General features: G+C 61.4%; 13 protein-coding genes and 1 riboswitch. Of the genes, 6 read left to right on the top strand and 7 right to left on the bottom strand.

Going from position 1 to position 17,389, the window contains the following annotated elements:
* The first annotated feature begins 58 nt into the window (after positions 1-58).
* The 3 genes from VL52_RS09755 to VL52_RS09745 are packed head-to-tail and all read left to right on the top strand — an operon-like array spanning position 59 to position 5,836.
* Positions 59-1,597 (top strand): efflux transporter outer membrane subunit, encoded by a 1,539-nt coding sequence (locus tag VL52_RS09755; protein WP_052729237.1) that lies wholly within the window; start codon positions 59-61, stop codon positions 1,595-1,597.
* A complete protein-coding gene (locus VL52_RS09750; RefSeq protein ID WP_235429258.1) occupies positions 1,594-2,760 on the top strand; it encodes an efflux RND transporter periplasmic adaptor subunit in 1,167 nt (388 codons plus the stop codon). Before VL52_RS09755 ends, VL52_RS09750 begins: the two co-directional genes overlap by 4 nt.
* 10 nt (positions 2,761-2,770) lie before the next feature.
* Entirely contained in the window at positions 2,771-5,836 is a 3,066-nt protein-coding gene (locus VL52_RS09745; RefSeq protein ID WP_046156851.1) for an efflux RND transporter permease subunit, read from the top strand.
* A 100-nt stretch (positions 5,837-5,936) separates the two neighbouring features.
* On the opposite strand, the gene VL52_RS09740 is transcribed toward VL52_RS09745, so the two are convergent.
* Positions 5,937-7,619: a HilA/EilA family virulence transcriptional regulator gene (locus VL52_RS09740; protein ID WP_046156850.1), complete on the bottom strand. Its 1,683-nt coding sequence runs from the start codon at positions 7,617-7,619 to the stop codon at positions 5,937-5,939.
* On the opposite strand from VL52_RS09740, the gene VL52_RS25160 reads away from it, so the two are divergent.
* Positions 7,536-7,847, top strand: a complete 312-nt coding sequence (locus tag VL52_RS25160; RefSeq protein ID WP_162486083.1) for a hypothetical protein — start codon at positions 7,536-7,538, stop codon at positions 7,845-7,847. The genes VL52_RS09740 and VL52_RS25160 overlap by 84 nt on opposite strands.
* Here the strand turns inward: VL52_RS25160 and VL52_RS24490 are convergent.
* Together VL52_RS24490 and VL52_RS09735 are read right to left on the bottom strand one after the other, a co-directional pair.
* A complete protein-coding gene (locus tag VL52_RS24490; protein ID WP_144410209.1) occupies positions 7,762-7,980 on the bottom strand; it encodes a hypothetical protein in 219 nt (72 codons plus the stop codon). The two genes, VL52_RS25160 and VL52_RS24490, sit on opposite strands and share 86 nt — an antisense overlap.
* A 147-nt stretch (positions 7,981-8,127) precedes the next feature.
* Entirely contained in the window at positions 8,128-9,582 is a 1,455-nt protein-coding gene (locus tag VL52_RS09735; protein WP_046156849.1) for a helix-turn-helix transcriptional regulator, read from the bottom strand.
* A gap of 694 nt (positions 9,583-10,276) precedes the next feature.
* Positions 10,277-10,442, top strand: a riboswitch (yybP-ykoY riboswitch).
* Here VL52_RS09735 and VL52_RS09730 point away from each other — a divergent pair.
* Positions 10,419-11,486: a sodium:calcium antiporter gene (locus tag VL52_RS09730; protein ID WP_268753695.1), complete on the top strand. Its 1,068-nt coding sequence runs from the start codon at positions 10,419-10,421 to the stop codon at positions 11,484-11,486. (Overlaps the previous riboswitch by 24 nt.)
* A gap of 203 nt (positions 11,487-11,689) precedes the next feature.
* Positions 11,690-12,307 carry a T3SS effector IpaJ family cysteine protease gene (locus tag VL52_RS23250; protein WP_144410208.1) on the top strand — a complete coding sequence of 206 codons (618 nt, stop codon included), beginning with the start codon at positions 11,690-11,692 and terminating at the stop codon, positions 12,305-12,307.
* A 68-nt stretch (positions 12,308-12,375) separates the two neighbouring features.
* Here the strand turns inward: VL52_RS23250 and ddlA are convergent, their stop codons facing one another.
* From ddlA to recJ, 4 genes are all read right to left on the bottom strand, one after another.
* The gene (gene ddlA, locus VL52_RS09720) at positions 12,376-13,473 is read right to left on the bottom strand and encodes a D-alanine--D-alanine ligase (protein ID WP_046156848.1); all 1,098 of its coding nucleotides are present in this window, start codon (positions 13,471-13,473) and stop codon (positions 12,376-12,378) included.
* A 71-nt stretch (positions 13,474-13,544) separates the two neighbouring features.
* Positions 13,545-15,116, bottom strand: coding sequence for a DNA recombination protein RmuC (locus VL52_RS09715; protein ID WP_046156847.1), 1,572 nt, complete (start codon positions 15,114-15,116; stop codon positions 13,545-13,547).
* Between the two features lie 27 nt (positions 15,117-15,143).
* Positions 15,144-15,590, bottom strand: coding sequence for an AAA family ATPase (locus VL52_RS09710; RefSeq protein ID WP_144410207.1), 447 nt, complete (start codon positions 15,588-15,590; stop codon positions 15,144-15,146).
* A gap of 107 nt (positions 15,591-15,697) precedes the next feature.
* On the bottom strand, positions 15,698-17,386 hold the full coding sequence (gene recJ / locus VL52_RS09705; protein ID WP_046156846.1) for a single-stranded-DNA-specific exonuclease RecJ: 1,689 nt from the start codon (positions 17,384-17,386) through the stop codon (positions 15,698-15,700).
* Positions 17,387-17,389 lie beyond the last annotated feature (3 nt).

Below are 17,389 nucleotides of genomic sequence, written 5' to 3'. Positions count from 1 at the left end.
CCGTCCGCGCTTGCGGCGGAAGCCGGCTTCACGCATAGCAACATCATGAGGTGACTGAATGATCGAAGGTTTTCGGCCGCGCGCCGACAGAACGATCCCGTCGCGCGCGCCGCGGTTGATTTGCGCCGCGGCCCTCGCCGCCGCACTGTCGGCATGCGCCGTCGGTCCGGAATACCGCCGTCCCGCCACGCCGCAGGCAGACCGCTACACCGAAACAGCCTTGCCCGCGCAGACTGTCGACAGCCCGGGGCCGGGAGGCCTGGCTCAACGGTTTTCCGCTGGCGAGGACATTCCCGCCGACTGGTGGAAACTGTTCCGCAGCGAAGCGCTGGACGGCTTGATCCGCGACGCGCTGGCGCGCAGCCCCAATATCGCCGCGGCGCAGGCGGCGTTGCGCCAGGCTGGAGAAATCTATCAGTCCGAACGCGGCGGCCAGTCCTTGCCCAGAGTGGATGGTCAACTGGGCGCCCAGCGGCAAAAGATCAACGGCATCCCGTTCGGCCAACCCGACTTCGCCAGCGCGCTGAACCTGTACAACGCCTCGGTCAACGTCAGCTACCGCTTCGATCTGTTCGGCGGGACCCGCCGCGAATTGGAAAAGCTGCAGGCAAGCGTGGATTACCAAGGCTTCCAGCTGCGCGCGGCCTACCTGGCGCTGAGCGCCAATCTGGTCACCTCCGCCGTGCAGGAAGCCTCGCTGCGGGCGCAGATCGAGGCCACCGAACGCATCGCGGCCGACCAGGCCAGCCAGCTGGACGTGCTGCGCCGGCAATTCGACGCCGGCGGCGCGGCGCGCACCGACGTGCTGTCGCAGCAAACCCAGCTGGCGCAGACCGAAGCTTCGCTGGCGCCGCTGCGCCAATCCCTGGCTCAAACCCGGCATCGGCTGGCCTCTTTGTCCGGGCGCCTGCCTGGAGAAGGCGGACTTCCGGCTTTCCACCTGGACATGTTCACGCTGCCGGACAGCCTGCCCGTCAGCGTGCCGTCCGAACTGGCGCGTCGGCGTCCCGACATTCTGGCCTCGGAGGCTTTGTTGCGTCAGGCCAGCGCCCAGGTGGGCGTGGCCGCCGCCGCGCTCTATCCGCAACTGACCTTGTCCGCCGGCTACGGCAGTCAGGCGGGGTCGGGATCGCAGTTGCTCACCCCGGCGGCGGCCGTGTGGAACTTCGGCGCGGGACTCGCCCAGCCGCTGTTCCACGGCGGGGAACTGCGCTCGCGCAAGCGCGCAGCCGAAGCCGCCTACGAACAAGCCGAGGCCCAATACCGCGAAACCGTGCTGTCAGCCTTCCAGAACGTAGCCGACGCGCTGCGCGCGCTGGACAACGACGCGGCAGGCCTGCGCGCCCAAACCCAGGCCTGGTCCTCAGCCCGCGACACCCTTGAGCTTGCGCGCAAGCAATACGGCCTGGGCGCCATCGGCTATCTGTCGCTGCTGGATGCTCAACGCCAATACCAACAGACCACCATCGCGCTGGCCCAGGCCCGGGCCGCTCGCTATGCCGACACCGCCGCGCTGTTCCAGGCGCTGGGCGGCGGCTGGCGTCAGGACGAAACCGAGAAAACGGCCGCACCGCCGCAACAGGAGAATACCCGATGACCACAACCACCCTGCCGACTCCGCGCCCGCTGCGGAAGCGGATGATCGTGATGCTGATCTGTCTGGCGCTGCTGTTCGGCGCGCTGGTCGGATTCAATTTTCTCAAGGGTTATATGATCGCCAAATTCGTCGGCGAGATGTCGGCGCAACCGGTCACGGTCAGCACGGCCCGCGCCAGCTACCAGACCTGGCAGCCGCAAATCCACGCGGTGGGCAGCATCCGCGCCGCCCAGGGCGTGGACGTCACCACGGAAGTGGCAGGCCTGATCCGTCAGGTACGTTTCAAGTCCGGGGACGAGGTGAAAGCCGGACAAGTGCTGCTGGAGCTGAACGACGCCGACGACATCGCGCTGCTGCAATCCCACAAGGCCGCCGCCGAACTGGCGAAGACGGCCTATGACCGCGACCGCACCCAATACGAGATCAAGGCCATCCCCAAGGCCACGCTGGATGCGTCGGCGGCCGACCTGAAAAGCAAGCAGGCGCTGGCCCGGCAGCAACAGGCGCTGGTGGACAAGAAAACGATACGCGCAGCCTTCGCCGGCAAACTGGGCATACGCACCGTCAATCCGGGCCAATACTTGAAGCCCGGCGACGCCATCGTCACGCTGCAGGCGCTGGACCCGTTGTTCGTCGACTTCAGCGTGCCGCAAGAACAATTAGGCCAGCTCTCGCCCGGCCAGACCGTCAACGTGGAAACCAACGCGCGCGCCGGGCAATGGTTCGGCGGCAAGGTCACCTCCATCAGCCCCAAGGTGGACGATGCCACCCGCTCGGTACGGGTGGAGGCCCAGCTCGCCAACCACCAGCAGAAGCTGCTGCCTGGCATGTACGCCAATATCCGCATCGATGCCGGCGCCCGTCAGCGCCACCTGACCCTCTCCCAGGCCGCGCTGTCCTACAACGCCTACGGCGTCACAGCCTTCATCGTCAAGCCGGGAACCAAGGCCGGCGAAGACGGTAAGACGCTGCCGGTGGCCGAGCAAGTGTTTGTCACCACGGGTTCCACCCGCGGCGACCAAGTGGCCATCCTGAAAGGCATCCAGGCCGGCGACCAGGTGGTGACCAGCGGCCAGCTCAAGCTCAAGAACGGCACCGCGCTGGTCGTCGACAACCAAGTCCAGCCCGCCAGCGAAGCCAATCCGGCTCCGCAGGAACAATAAGGACGGCCAGATGAAATTCACCGATATCTTCATCCGCCGGCCGGTGCTGGCCATTACCCTCAACCTGCTGATCCTGGTGCTTGGGCTGCATGCGTTCTCCTCGCTGAAAATCAGCGAATACCCGAAGACCGAAAATGCGATCGTCACCATCAGCACCGCCTATTACGGCGCCAGCGCAGACACAGTGGCCGGCTTCATCACCCAGCCGCTGGAAAGCGCCGTCGCCCAGGCCCAGGGCGTGGACTACATCTCGTCCACCAGCTCCAGCGGCATGTCCACTATCGTCGCCACGCTGCGGCTGAACTACGACCCCAACAAAGCGCTGACCGAGATCAACACCCAGGTCCAGTCGATGAAGAACCAGCTGCCGCAGCAAGCGCAGCAGCCTACGCTGAACGTGCAGATAGGCCAGACCACCGATGCGATGTATCTGGGTTTTTACAGCGACGAGCTGCCGGGCAACCACATCACCGACTACCTGCTGCGCGTGGTCAAACCCAAGCTGGACTCCATCGAAGGCGTGCAGAAAACCCAGATGCTGGGCGACCGCCAGTTCGCGCTGAGGGCCTGGCTGGACTCCACCCGGCTGGCCGCCCACAACGTCACCGCTAACGAAGTCTACGCCGCGCTGGCCAGCAACAACTATTTGACGACGCTGGGCGCGACCAAGGGCCAGATGGTCAGCGTCAATCTGAACGCCGGCACCGAGCTGCACTCGGTGGATGAATTCAAGAAACTGGTGATCAAGCAGGAGAACGGCGCGCTGGTGCGTCTGTCCGACGTGGCCAATGTAGTGCTGGGCGCCGACAACTACGACTCCAGCGTGTCTTTCGACGGCAAGCGTTCGGTATTCCTCGGCGTCAAGGTCGCCCCGGGCGCCAACGCGCTGGACGTGGCCAAACGCGTGCGCGCGGCCTTCCCCGAACTGCAGAAAGAGATGCCCACCGGCCTGAAGAGCAGCATCGTCTTCGACGCCACCGACGCCATCAACATCTCGGTCAACGAAGTGGTGAAGACGTTGATCGAAGCGTTCATCATCGTGTCGGCGGTGGTTTTCCTGTTTCTGGGCAATATGCGCGCAGTGATCGTGCCGGTGATCGCCATTCCGCTGTCGCTGATCGGCACCTTCATCATCATGCAGATGCTGGGTTACACCATCAATCTGCTGACCCTGCTGGCGCTGGTGCTGGCCATCGGCCTGGTGGTGGACGACGCCATCATCGTCATCGAAAACGTGGACCGCCACATGCGCGAAGACGGTCTGTCGGCGCTGGAGGCCTCGCTGCTGGCCGCGCGGCAGCTGGCCGGCCCGGTCGTCGCCATGACGGCGGTGCTGATCGCCGCCTACATGCCCATCGGCTTTCAGGGCGGCCTCACCGGCGCGTTATTCACCGAATTCGCCTTCACGCTGGCCGGAGCGGTGACGATATCGGGCGTGATCGCGCTGACGCTGTCGCCGATGATGAGCGCAGGCCTGATGCGCGCCGGCCACCAGCCCGGCCGGCTGGCCCGCTTCATGGACCGGAGAATGGAGCGCATTCAGCACCGCTACGAGCGCATGCTGAAAAGCGCGCTGGACACCTGGCAGGTATGGGTGGCGATGGGCGGCCTGATCTTGTGCGGCCTGATCTATCTGTTCATGACCGCGATGTCGGAACTGGCGCCTCAGGAAGATCAAGGCATCGTGCTGGCGCATGTCCAGGGCCCGCCCAACGCCACCATCCAGCAGATGCAGACCTATGCCGACCAGGTGTATGAAATCGCCAGAAAGCGGCCTGAGTACGCGCAGATGTTCCAGATGACCGGCACGCCGACCGTCAATCAGAGCATAGGCGGCATGCTGCTGAAACCCTGGGACGAGCGCAAGCTGAGCGCCACCAAGCTTCAGCAGGAAATGCAGAAGGAGTGGTCGGCCGTGGCGGGCGCGCGGGTCGCCGCGTTCCAGCTCCCCTCCCTTCCCGGCGCCCAGGGGCTGCCGATGCAATTCGTGATCCGCACCGCCGAGCCGGTGGACAAGCTGAACGGCGTGGCGCAGGCCGTGCTGACCAAGGCTCAGGCGAGCGGGAGGTTTTTCTTCGTCGACTCAGACCTCAAGGTGGACCGGCCGCAATCCTCGCTGGTCATAGACCGCGACAAAGTCGCCATGCTGGGCATGACCCAGAGCGATGTCGGCCAGGCGCTGGGCGCGGCGTTGGGCGGCGCCTACGTCAATTACTTCTCCATCGACGGCCGCTCCTACAAGGTGATTCCGCAAATGAAGCAAAGCGACCGGCTGAATCCGTCCCAGGTTCTGGATTACAAGCTGCGCACGCCGGGCGGCGGCATCGTCCCGGCCTCCTCTGTCGCCCATCTGCAGCAGGAAGTGGCGCCCGCCGCCATTTACCGCTTCCAGCAACAGAACTCAGCCACACTGTCCGGAGTGCCCTTGATCGGCCTTTCACAGGGCGAGGCGCTGGACTTCATGCGCAAGACGCTGGCTGAAGTGGCGCCCAGCGGCTACTCGGTGGACTACTCCGGGCCATCCCGCCAGTACATGCAGGAAACCGGCGGGTTTGTCATCGTGCTGCTTCTGGCGGCAATCATCGTCTATCTGGTGCTGGCCGCGCAGTTTGAAAGCTTCCGAGACCCGATGGTCATCCTGGTATCGGTGCCGATGGCCTTGTTCGGCGCGATGGTCTTCATCAACGTCGGCCTCGCCACGCTCAACATCTACACCCAGGTGGGACTGGTCACGCTGATGGGGTTGATCAGCAAGCACGGCATTCTGATCGTGCAATACGCGAACGAGCTGCAACGCGCGGGGCGGAGCAAACGAGAAGCACTGGAAGAGGCGGCGGGCATCCGGCTGCGCCCCATCCTGATGACAACGGCCGCGATGGCGCTGGGCGTGCTGCCCCTGGTGCTGGCCTCCGGCGCCGGCGCGGCGGGGCGCAACGCGATGGGCATCGTCATCTTCGCCGGCCTGTCCATCGGCACCTTGTTCACACTGTTCGTGGTGCCGGCCACCTACCTGCTGCTAGGCGCCGACCGCCAAGGCGCAAAGAAGGACTCGAGCCAGGCGGCCCTGGCATCGTAAACGGCATAAAAACAGCTGGGCCGGCAAAACCGGCCCAGCTTGATGACGGGAACTGACGACAATGACGGACACAGCCTGCCGCCGGAATGAATCGCGGAAACTACACCGCCATGTTGCGGCCGGAAAACAGCGGCTGCAAACGCGGGTCGAAACGCCAAACCCTGAGCCACACATAATCCTCCTTCTCCAGCGTCTGCCAATAGAGCTGAGCCGCTTCCACGCCATCGATTTCCAGAACCAGCGGCAACAGGCTGGTACGCACATGCCGGCTGTCGATGCCGCGCAGGTAGCTACGAATGGCGGGAATGGCCGACGGCCCCTCCACTCTGCTGCGGATATACAGATTATGCGCGGCGAGCATGCCCACCTCGTTGCCGGAATCTCGGACGCGGCGAGCCAGTTCCGCCGCGGCGGCGAGGTCGCCCTTCACCGCCAGCAAAAGGCCAAGATTGCTTTGCAGCACCGGATGGTCCTGGCCATGCTGATTCAACTGCCGCATTCCCAATGCGATGGCCTCTTCCAAATCGTGTTGGCAGTAGGAGATCCACACCTTGAGAATGCTGGCGGCGATGCGCGACGGATCTCGCCCCAGACAGCAGTCCAACTCATGCTGGGCCTGTTCCAGCTTGCCGCACAGAAACAGGTGCCAGGCATAGTGGTAATAGATATCGATCGAATCCGGCGCCAGCAGCCTTGCCTGCCGGAACAGCGTCTCCGCGATGACCGACTGGCCGCGCAAGCTGCTGATTCTCGCCAGCAGGCTGAGCGCCTGAGGATGATCGGCCTTAAGCTCAACCGCCTTGCTGACCAGCTGCCAGGCCCGCTCGATCGCCTGCTCCTGATCGAACAGGCCCAGTTGGGCCATGGACAGGTAGCACTCGGCCAGACAGCAATAAGGTTGGATTTCACGCGAACTGGCGCTGACCTGTTGGCAAAACAGGGCCAATGCTCTTTTCAGGCTGGCCGGCGTGTATTGCTGAAGATCGTTCCGGCCGTTCAAATAGGCGATCGCGGCTTCCATCGACCGGAATTCGGCCACCTCGCCCGGCGTGCCCTGCAGCGCCGGAACGCATTGCACCACCAGTCGCCCCAAGTGGGCGCGGAGCGCGGCGGCAGGCAGGTCCTGCGGCAACTGCACATTGTCATGCAACAGCACCCGGTGTCCTTCGGTCCGTACCAGCTCCAGGTTCAAACGACAGCTTTCGTCATGCCGATGGATCTGGCCGGCGAGATAGTAATCGGGGGCCAATCGATCAACCATGGACATGATCTTGTCCATGTCCTGGCAGTCCCGGGTCAGGCTTGCCGGCAGGACCGAAAGATGGGACGGCGCATAGCCTGAAAGATGCTGCACCAGCTCGGTATGAAGGACCTCTGCCTCCAGCGGCGCATCGGAGCGAAAAGGCAAGATAGCGAGGGTGTAGCGCCTAGCCTGCTGAGGCGGCGCGGAGACGAAAGCCACATGCCGGCAGAATCGGTAACCCTTGCCGTAGACGGTTTCGATGTAGCGGTTGGTTTTGTTCTCGCAAAGAATACGCCGCAAAGCGTAGATGCAGCGGCATAAGGACTCCTGCGCGACATCCCCATCCAGCCAGACTTTCTCCAGCAGTTCGTTCTTGCTTATCAGCGCGCCCGAGGCCTGCAGCAACGCAGTAAGAACCGCCAGTTCCTTCGGTGGGATATCGACTTGCAGATTACGATGCAGCAACACGCCGTCCGCTTGCAATACAAAGTCGCCAAAGATAAATTGCTGGCTCGCAAGGTGGTCTTGCTTTTGAGACATATTCTTTCAACCCTCTTTGCGAATGCAATTCTATTGCTGAGACACCATCGGCACCGCCAGTCCTTCGCAGCCTCATTCAAACGCTTGATCTATTTCGGCGCAATGCGAACCCAGCCATCGCCATTCAAGCGACAATTCCCTCTCAAAAGAAAATCGAGGAATAAAGAAAAAGCGATGTCGCCGCCGGCCCTGAAAATGGAAGGCCGGCGGCCAAGCCAGGCAATTTGATGGTATGGAAAGAACGTTTCATTTGACCCAGCTCAAATGCCAAGGCTATCCAATCTGGAACGGCATATGAAAAGAACTGGTCGGCATAATATAAAGTCGCATAATTACTAATGGCAAGAGTTTTTTCATGCATTATCCAAAATGCCAAATATCGATGTCATTTTCGAAAGGACAGCCATCACCGAAACAACAACCCCAAAAAATAACCTGTCATTTAGGTCAGTATCGACTTGTCAATTCAGACTCAGCATGTTACATAAACGCTCTCCAAAAAATAGCTTCACTTCCGATTCAATGTTTGGGATGGCGCTTCATTGAATTGCCGTTTGTACGCATTCAGCAGGGTGGATCGATTCGGCACGCCCCACTTGTTGCCCACCTCCCTCACCTTCTGCCCCACCTTTGAATCATCGCTTTGCAGCTCCCGCCGTATTCTGACCATCCGCTCCTGGCGAATGATTTCAGATGGCGTGGAGCCCAGATTGCTGCGGAAAGTATTTTGCAGAGCGCGAACCGTGACGCCGATTTCCACGGCGATCTCGCGTATGGAAAGGTCACTGCGCTCCAAATTGTCCAGCAGGTATTGGTAAGCGCGGCGATATTTGGCCGGCAGCCTCGCCGTAATGTCATTGCTGACCCCCTGGCCATGGTTCTTGGGACCGTTCTGCGCCACCACTCCCGCCCCCTCCCGAATGCAATGCGCCGCGGCCATCGCATACTTGCTGTACAACTGGCGTGCGCGATCGGTATAGCCTTGGGCCTGATTGACCTTGGACAGACAGTACAAGGTTTCCAGTTGGCGATGGCCGCTTCCGGCGCGCGCGTCGGCGTTCAATGGCCGCAACACCATTTCCGCCAACTGCGGGTAATCGCCAACCAAGCTGGCCAGCGCGATTTCCTGCCGCAGGGAATTCTGGTACGCTTTAAGACTATTTGAGTCAGCCCAATCTAGATGCGCCAGCAACCTGTCTCGCTCCTCTTTGTTGCCATTGGCCAAGCGATTCAATGATTCCTTGAAGTCCAGCCGCGCCCTCAGCACCGGCAACTCGATATCGTTGCTGCCGCGCGCGCACTGCGGAATGCCCTCCGGCGCGTCACGCAAGGCCATGAAATCGTTCAGCCTTCCGGAATGCCAATAGATGTGATCGGATAGCTGGGGGGCATGGCGCAGCATGCGCTGCACCGCCAAGTCCGCGTACATCGCCCGAATCAGGCCGTGCCAGTTCGAACGCTCCTCATCGGAAGCCGGCAGTTCCTCCGCCTTGGCGGCGATATCGTTCAACATATCCTCGGCATCGTTCAGATGCCCCAGCTCGAACAAGATGCTCATGATGCCGAACATCCCCTCGACCCTGCGGCGGGGATCGATGTCCGGCTCGTTGACCAACCGAGTGAAGCACCCGATAGCCGTGCTGAAACGGCGGCGAAACAATTGCTGCCATCCCATATTGCGGGAGGAAAGTGCCCGCATCTCCTCTTTTGAGGCTCGCATCGCCCGGCAGGCTTGCCGGTACGATTCTTCGGCATCGCACTCCAAACCCATAGCCAATTGCAGGTCCGCGTGCAGTTGCAGCCAGTACGAGGCATCCTGCCCACCCTCGCCATCCTGGACGTGGCGCACCAAGTCCATGGAGGCCGAAAGAAATCTGGCATTGCGTAATTTGACCCACATGCCTTCCGGCAAGGATGGGGAGGACAGCGCGGAAACAAGCGGAAAATAGAAGTCGTAGAACATGCTGGTCTTCCATATTGAGGCGTCGTTGCACACATCGACTGCAAATCAGATTGCAAGCGAAATAGAAATACTAACTATTCCATTTCGTGTTAGTCGAACCACTCAACTCAATGCCACATCACGCAGCCCGCACTCCAGGCTGCGCTCAACCAGATTCACGCCCAGGATAAGCGCGATAACTCATGGAAACGATGAACAACACCCAAACCAGCCGGGCAGTCATTCACGCCTAGCTGGAATATATGAACAAACCAGCAATGGGTCTTGATGAGAAATTGATCAATTATCCGACTGGAAAATAATTGCATGATCATTTGCAAAAAAAAGGTAAAAAAACTAACTATGTAAATGCACTGATTTGTATTGGATGGAAATCTGAGCGCGAACATGGCCAGAAACCCCTTGCAAACCCACTCCATTCTCATTTTTCGCAAATGCCGCTCGCACAATCTGCATGCAATATGACAATGAGAATTCAGCTTTGTCGCTGTGGTGTCTTGGTGACAATAGCCTCCAGCCGCAAGAGCGTCTGCCGCCCCGGATGAAAAAACGGTGGCGCCGAAAAGAAAGCGCCATGCTGATCCGCTACCCCCAACGCATGCCAATCAAAAGCAGAGGCAAAATCGCCAAAATCATGTAACAATCCACGAACAATCACATCAAGGATTACTTGATGAAAGCTGGTAGCATCTCCCTCTCAGTCATTGGGGAGTAGCCATTTCCGGCCGGTCCGGAAAGCCCGCGTCAACAAGCTTGAGATCGCATGTCTCATGGTGTGGGCAGTTTGCCTTTGTGCTGTTTTCAGCAAGGCAAGCCAGGCAAGACCTTTGGCCGCGATGCGTTTGCCAGCCGGGCAAGCCGCATCGCGCGCCATCGGTATTCGCTTGCCCGGCCGGATCGCTTTCATGCTTGTCACGCTTGTTCTGTTTTTTCTGTCCGCCAGCGCGATCTATGTCGCCTGCGAGTATTTCGTCAATGGCGTCGAATGGCTTGGCTGCCGCTTGAATTTGGGCGCCACCGCCATAGGCTCGGTGCTTGCGGCATTCGGGACCGCGCTGCCGGAATGCGCGGTAACGCTGATGGCCGTGGCATTCGGCAACACGCCTGAACAGAAAAGCCTTGGCGTCGGCGCGGCAATGGGCGGGCCGTTGGTTCTGGCCACCCTAGCCTACGCCGTTGTCGGGCTAGCCCTTCTCTTGAACCGAAAACGATTGGGACGCTCTTCCGGACAAACGCAGGCTGACCATGCCGGGCTCAGCCGGGATCAGGCTGTTTTCTTTGCCGTGTTCGCGCTGAAGGTTGGATTGGGCTTGTTTGCTTTTGCCATCAAGCCCTGGCTTGGCTTGGCGTTTTTGGCTGCTTACGTCGTCTATGTCTGGCGTGAAATACGAGATGCGGAAACCGCGGCGGACGAGGAAGACCTAGAGCCGTTGAAAATCCGCCCTTCCGCCGGCGAAACCTCGCTGGCCTGGCCCTGTCTCCAGACTCTGCTGGCTTTGAGCGTCATCGGCCTGGCTTCCCATACCTTTGTCGGCCAGCTTGAAGCCATTGGCCTGGCCATGGGCTGGTCCCCGCATCTGACTGCCTTGTTGCTCAGCCCGGTTGCGACCGAGCTGCCGGAAATCATGAACGCATTGATCTGGGTGCGCCAAGGGAAGGAGCGGCTGGCGCTGGCCAATATTTCCGGCGCGATGATGATTCAAGCCACCATTCCCAGCGCGCTGGGGCTGATGTTCACCCCTTGGCTGTTTGATGGCCCCTTGCTTGCCGCGGGCGCGATCACGGCGCTGGCTGTCGCTTTTCTCTGGTTGAATTTTCGGCGCGGCGCGGTGGATGGCCGTGCTCTGATGGTAGCTGGCGGCCTGTATGGGATTTTCGCGTGGGCGGTCATCGGCTGTTTTTGATTTGACCCGCAGTCTGCGTTCATGATCGCTTTCTGCAAGCACAAGGCAAAGCATTATGAAATCCTGTGACTTCCACTTAATTACATCAACTACGCCCAAAGACTATGCTTGTCACCCCCAACACGGCGACTCAGACGGCCGCCCCTCAGCAGAACAATGCTCCTCAACCTACCGCGGTTCCCGGTCAAACTTCCAGAATGCAGATGTATACCAACTCGTGCGGTGCTGTCGCCTTGCTATGCACGGCAAAGGAGCTTGGCGTTACCAGCATTCCATTACTAAAAGGGTCGACATCCGAGAAGTTCAACATAGATACGCTGGAGGTAGGTGCTCGATGCGAAGGCGACATTTACGCCATGACCAGCAAAGCAGACCCGAACAATCTCGCAACGGCAGGCTATTCCATGCCTGACGGCATCGTGACAGCCGGCCGGTTGCTTGGTCTGGAGATGCGCGTAGTGGAAGAAGCTGGATTTTTTTCTAGCGCGCTTAGCTGGATATACCCTGATGCGAGAAAAGGCCTGGAAGGAATGAATTGCCCGATAGAAAACGAAGCCCCACAACCTGCAGAGGGGCAAGTCAAAATTGAGGCGCTAGCAGTCAGCGTGGTCGGCGTGCCGGTTGGACTCCACTGGGTGCTGTCCCGCAATGATGGCAGCTATATGGACCCAGCAAATGGTGTGAACAGCGCGAACTTTTCAGACATGGTCAGCCATATGAAGGCAGCCAGCACCCGGTTTGCCAGCTACAGCCCAACCGGCATATCCATCATCGCCACACGCGCTGTCGATCCGCAAACTGTCAATCCACAAAATCAATAGCCCCCACTCCCCGACAAGCAGCAGCGCCGCAACGACACGGCGCTAGCTGAGAAACGTCTTGCCTAGACTCACATATGGCTGCGGATCAGGCTATCGTCCAGACGGCCTTTCTCCAAAGCCAGGCCGATCAACGCCGTGATCAGGTCGCGATACGACATGCCCGCAGCCTGCCAGAGTTTGGGATACATGCTGATGTTGGTGAAGCCCGGCAGCGTGTTCAACTCATTGATCACCACCTCGCCACCAGGCGTCAGGAATACATCCACCCGCGCCATGCCGCTGCACTCCAGCGCTTGGAAGGCCTGAATGGCAATGTCGCGAATGCGCTGGCACGCATCGTCCGGAATGTCGGCTGGCACAGCCACGCGAGCGCCGCTTTCGTTCAGATACTTGGTGTCGTAGGCATAGAATTCATCGTTGAGCACGATCTCGCCGCAACCGCTGGCCTGGGGATATTCGTTGCCAAGCACTGCGCATTCGATTTCCCTGCCGATCACCGCCTGCTCCACCAGAACCTTGTGGTCGTAGCGCAGCGCCTCATCCAATGCGGCTCGCAAATCCTCGGCGCGCTTCACTTTGCTCACGCCCACGGAAGAACCCTGGTTGGCAGGCTTGACGAACAGCGGCAATCCCAATTGCTCGACGATGGCAGCAAGATCAGCCTGCGCAGCCTTGGCGCGAGTCAATGTGACAAAGGGTGCCACTTGCAGTCCAGCGTCCCGCAGCAGCCGCTTGGCCACATCTTTGTCCATGCAGATGGCCGACCCCAGCACACCGGCGCCGACGAAAGGGATATTGGCCATCCGGAGCAGGCCTTGGAAACAGCCATCCTCCCCCAACGAGCCGTGGACGATGGGGAAAGCTACGTCGAGCTTCGCCAGCGGCGATGCGTCGGCAGCCGCGCGCAATTGGCCTGATTGCTCGCCCAGCACCACGGCCAGGTTTTCACCTGTCTCCCGCAGCGCGATGCGTGCTGGGTCGTCCGCATTCAACAGGTAATTGGACGAATGGTTGACATGCCAACGCCCCCGCTTGTCCACGCCTATCAGCGACACTTCGTAATGCTCGCCGTCTATCGCTTCCAGGATATTCCTGGCCGATTGCAGAGAAACCTCGTGCTCAGACGACTGTCCGCCGAAAAGCAAGCCTACCCGGATTTTGCCCATGACCGTCTTCAACGTGAAAAACAAGAAGGCGGCATGATAATGTATTTTCGATGCCGCCGCTCTGCCCGAGATCACTCCTCGACCGGTTCTTCGTCGGCGTCCTCGCCGCTCTCCAGCCGCAACTGGGCCGATAGCTGCTTGTTGTTGCGTATGCCAAGCTTGCGCAGCTTCTCCGCGCTGGCCATCAGGTTGCCGCGCCCACTGGACAACTGCTTCATCGCGTCGGAGAAAGTGTCGCGGCTGGTATCCAGCTGCTTGCCCAGCTTCTCCATATTGGCGACGAAGCCGGCGAACTTGTCGTACATCGCCCCGCCCTGCCGCGCGATCTCCTGCGCGTTCTGGTTCTGGTATTCGTAGCGCCAGATGCTGGCGACGGTGCGCAGCGTGGCCAACAGCGTGCTGGGGCCGACAATCATGATGCGGCGTTCGAAAGCCTCGTTGAACAGGCTCATGTCGTGTTGCACCGCCAGCAGATAGGCCGGCTCCACCGGGATGAACATGAACACGAAATCCAGCGTGTTCAGCTTGTACAGATCCTGGTAACGCTTTTCCGACAGCGAACGGATGTGGGCGCGGATGGCGGCGATATGGCCTTTCAGCTCGGCCTCGCGCGCGGCGTCGTCTTCCGCCGCCGTGTAGCGGACATAGGCATTCAGCGACACCTTGGAATCCACCACCAGCTGCTTGCCTTCCGGCAGGTCTATCACCACGTCCGGCTGATAGCGCTTGCCGCCGTCGTCGGTTTCCAGCGTGTCGGACACCTGCACCCGGTACTCGCGGTCCTTGGTCAGGCCGGAGGTTTCCAGCACTTTTTCCAACACCATTTCGCCCCAGGTGCCCTGCGCCTTGCTGCTGGCGCCGGTCAGGGCATTGGTCAGCGCGACGGCGTCGTCGCCCAGGCGGGTGTTCAGCTCCTGCAGTCGCTTGAGCTCGGTCTCCAGCGTCAGCCGCTCCTTGCTGTCCTTGTCGTAGGTGTCCTGCACCAGCTTGCCGAAATTCTGGATGCGCTCGTGCAGCGGATTCAGCAGCGTGCCCAGATTTTGCTGGTTCTGTTCGGTGAAGCGCTTGGATTTTTCCTCGAGGATGTCGCCGGCCAGCGCCTTGAACTGGTCGGAAAGCGTCTGGCGCGCCTCCATCAGCAGGGCCAGTTTTTCCTGGCTCTGGCGGCGCTCATTGTCCAGCTGCGTGGCCAGCTCCTGCTCGCGCGCGCTCAGGCGCACGATGTCCTCCCCTTGCTTCTGGCTGCGTTGCTGCAAGGCGTCCAGCAAGCGCCCCTGCTCCTCGCTGGCCGCCAGTTGCGACGACAGCCGGCGCAACTCCAGCTGCAATCCATCCAGCTGTTGGCCGCGCTCCTGCAGTTGCCCTTCCAGCTCCGGCACGCGCTGGGCGCGGGCGACATAAGCGCCCAGTTGGGTCTGGCTGTCGGCCAATTGCTGGCTTTGCGCCTGCAAGGCCCTGCTCGCTTCCAGCTCACGGCCTCTCGCGTCTTCCAACTGCGGCCGCAGCGCATCCAGCTGCGCCTGCAATCCAGCAGTCTGTTGCCGCAGCGCGTCCAATTCCCTGGCGCTTCTTCCGCGCGCGGCCCAAGCCGCGGCGCCGCCGCCCAACAGGCCCAGCAACAGGCCGATCACCAACATTTCCATCGAAACACCCCATGCGCGCGAGCCGCGCTACTTGCCCATCTGATTGATTACAAAAGCCGCCCGCTGTTCCAGCGAACCGCGCGGCACTTCCGCCAGCCGGTATCCCAAGCGGGCGTAGACCCGCTCCATCGCCTCGCAGGTGCGCTCGGCCTCTTCCAGGCTCTGCCGGCGCTCGCCGTCCTGCGCGAAAATCTCCGGCCAGGGACGCAGCAAAAAAATCTTGTCGTAACGAAACACGCCGGCCGCCTTTTCCAGATGGGCGGGAACCGGAACCCCCGACAACTCGAAATAGCCGATGACGTCCGGGATGCCGCGATCCAGAAACACCGGCCCTGCCTCCCGCTCCGCCAGGCGGACATTCCTCATGTCCCAGCTCAGCATCAGCTCCGCGAACGCGCGCGGGTCGGTCCAGGGCAGCGCGTTCCCGCCTATCCGCTGCTGGTCCTGGATGATGGCCCGTCCGGCTTCATCCAGCGCCGGCTAGCCCATGGCTTGCAGCGTCGCCAGCAATGACGTCTTGCCCGCGCCGGGCCCGCCGGTCAGGACCAGCAATTTGGCCGGCGCGATCCCGTCCTTGCCGTTCAAGCGGCCGCCCAATGCTGCAGATAGACCTGCAGCTCCTTGCGCCCCTGCCATTCATTGGCGATCAACTGGTACACCGCCTGGATGCGGTCCGGCAGCCAGTCGGCGTGGTTGAACAGCATCGCGTCGAATTCGCAGCCTTCGCGTGCCAGGCGCAGCTTCAGGTGCTTGTCGCCCACCAGTTTCTGGTTGACCACCATGAACTGGTCGTGGAAGTACGGCACCGGGAAGCCCTGCCCCCATACCTCGGCCGCCAGCGTCTCGGCCAGCTGCAGATTGACGTCCCGCGCCGGCAGGCTGCCGTCGGTTTCTATCATCCGGGTCAGTTGCTTCTCATCCATCAGCTCGCGCGCCACCGCCTCGAATGCCTGCTGAAACTCCGCGAAGCGGCTTTCATCCAGGCTCAGGCCGGCCGCCATCGCGTGGCCGCCAAACTTCAGGATCAGGCCCGGGTGGCGCTTGTAGACCAGGTCCAGCGCGTCGCGCAGGTGGAAACCGGGAATCGAGCGGCCGGAGCCCTTGATCTCGCCCTCGTCGCCGGGCGCGAATACGATGACGGGGCGGTGGAAGCGCTCTTTCAACCGGGAAGCCACAATCCCCACTACGCCCTGGTGCCAGTCGTCGCGGTACAGGGTCAGCGTGTAGCGGTTGCCGGCGTCGATGCCGGACAATGCCGCCAGCGCCTCGTCCTGCATGCCGGCTTCGATGCCGCGCCGCTCGCGGTTGAGCTTGTCCAGCTCCTGCGCCAGCCGCACCGCCTGCTCTTCATTGCTGGCCAACAGGCAGGCGATGCCCAGGCTCATGTCGTCCAGCCGGCCGGCCGCGTTGAGCCGCGGGCCCAGCGTAAAGCCAAGATCGAAGGTATTGGCTTTGTAATGGGCGCGGCCGGCGACGCGGAACAAGGCGGCGATGCCCGGCGCCATCCGCCCGGCCCGCATCCGTTTCAAGCCGTTCTCTACCAGGGTGCGGTTGTTGCGGTCCAGCCGCACCACATCGGCCACCGTGCCCAGCGCCACCAGGTCCAGCAGCACGCCCAGATTGGGCTGGGTCTGCTCGTCGAACACGCCGCGCCGGCGCATCTCCACCCGCAAGGCCATCAGCACGTAGAACATCACGCCGACGCCGGCCAGATTCTTGGACGGAAATTCGCAGCCGGGCTGGTTCGGGTTGACGATCAAGGCATCCGGCAAGGTGTCGCCCGGCAGGTGGTGGTCGGTCACCAGCACCTCGATGCCGCGAGCCCTGGCGGCATCCACCCCGGCCACGCTGGCGATGCCGTTGTCGACAGTGACGATGATGTCAGGCCGCTTCTGCGCCGCCAGCTCGACGATCTCCGGCGTCAGGCCATAGCCGTATTCGAAGCGATTGGGCACGATGAAGCCGATGGTGGCGCCCAGCATCGACAAGCCCTTCACCGCCACCGCGCAGGCGGTCGCGCCGTCGGCGTCGTAATCGGCCACCACCAGCAGGCGCTGTTTGGCGGCGATGGCGTCGGCCAGCCGGCAGGCCATCGCTTCGGCGTTCTTCAGGTTTTGATACGGCAGCAGGCCTTTCAGGCCGTAATCCAGCTCTTCGCTGTCGGCGATGCCGCGGGCGGCGTACAGCCGCGCCTGCAGCGCGGTCAGCCCTTGGCCAAGCAGCTTATGCTGCAGTTCGGCGGGCACTTCTCGAGTGACGATTTGCGACATATC

Origin of the sequence: Chromobacterium vaccinii (assembly GCF_000971335.1) — a bacterium.
Classification (GTDB): Bacteria; Pseudomonadota; Gammaproteobacteria; order Burkholderiales; family Chromobacteriaceae; genus Chromobacterium; species Chromobacterium vaccinii.
This window is presented reverse-complemented; position numbering and strand designations above follow the sequence as displayed.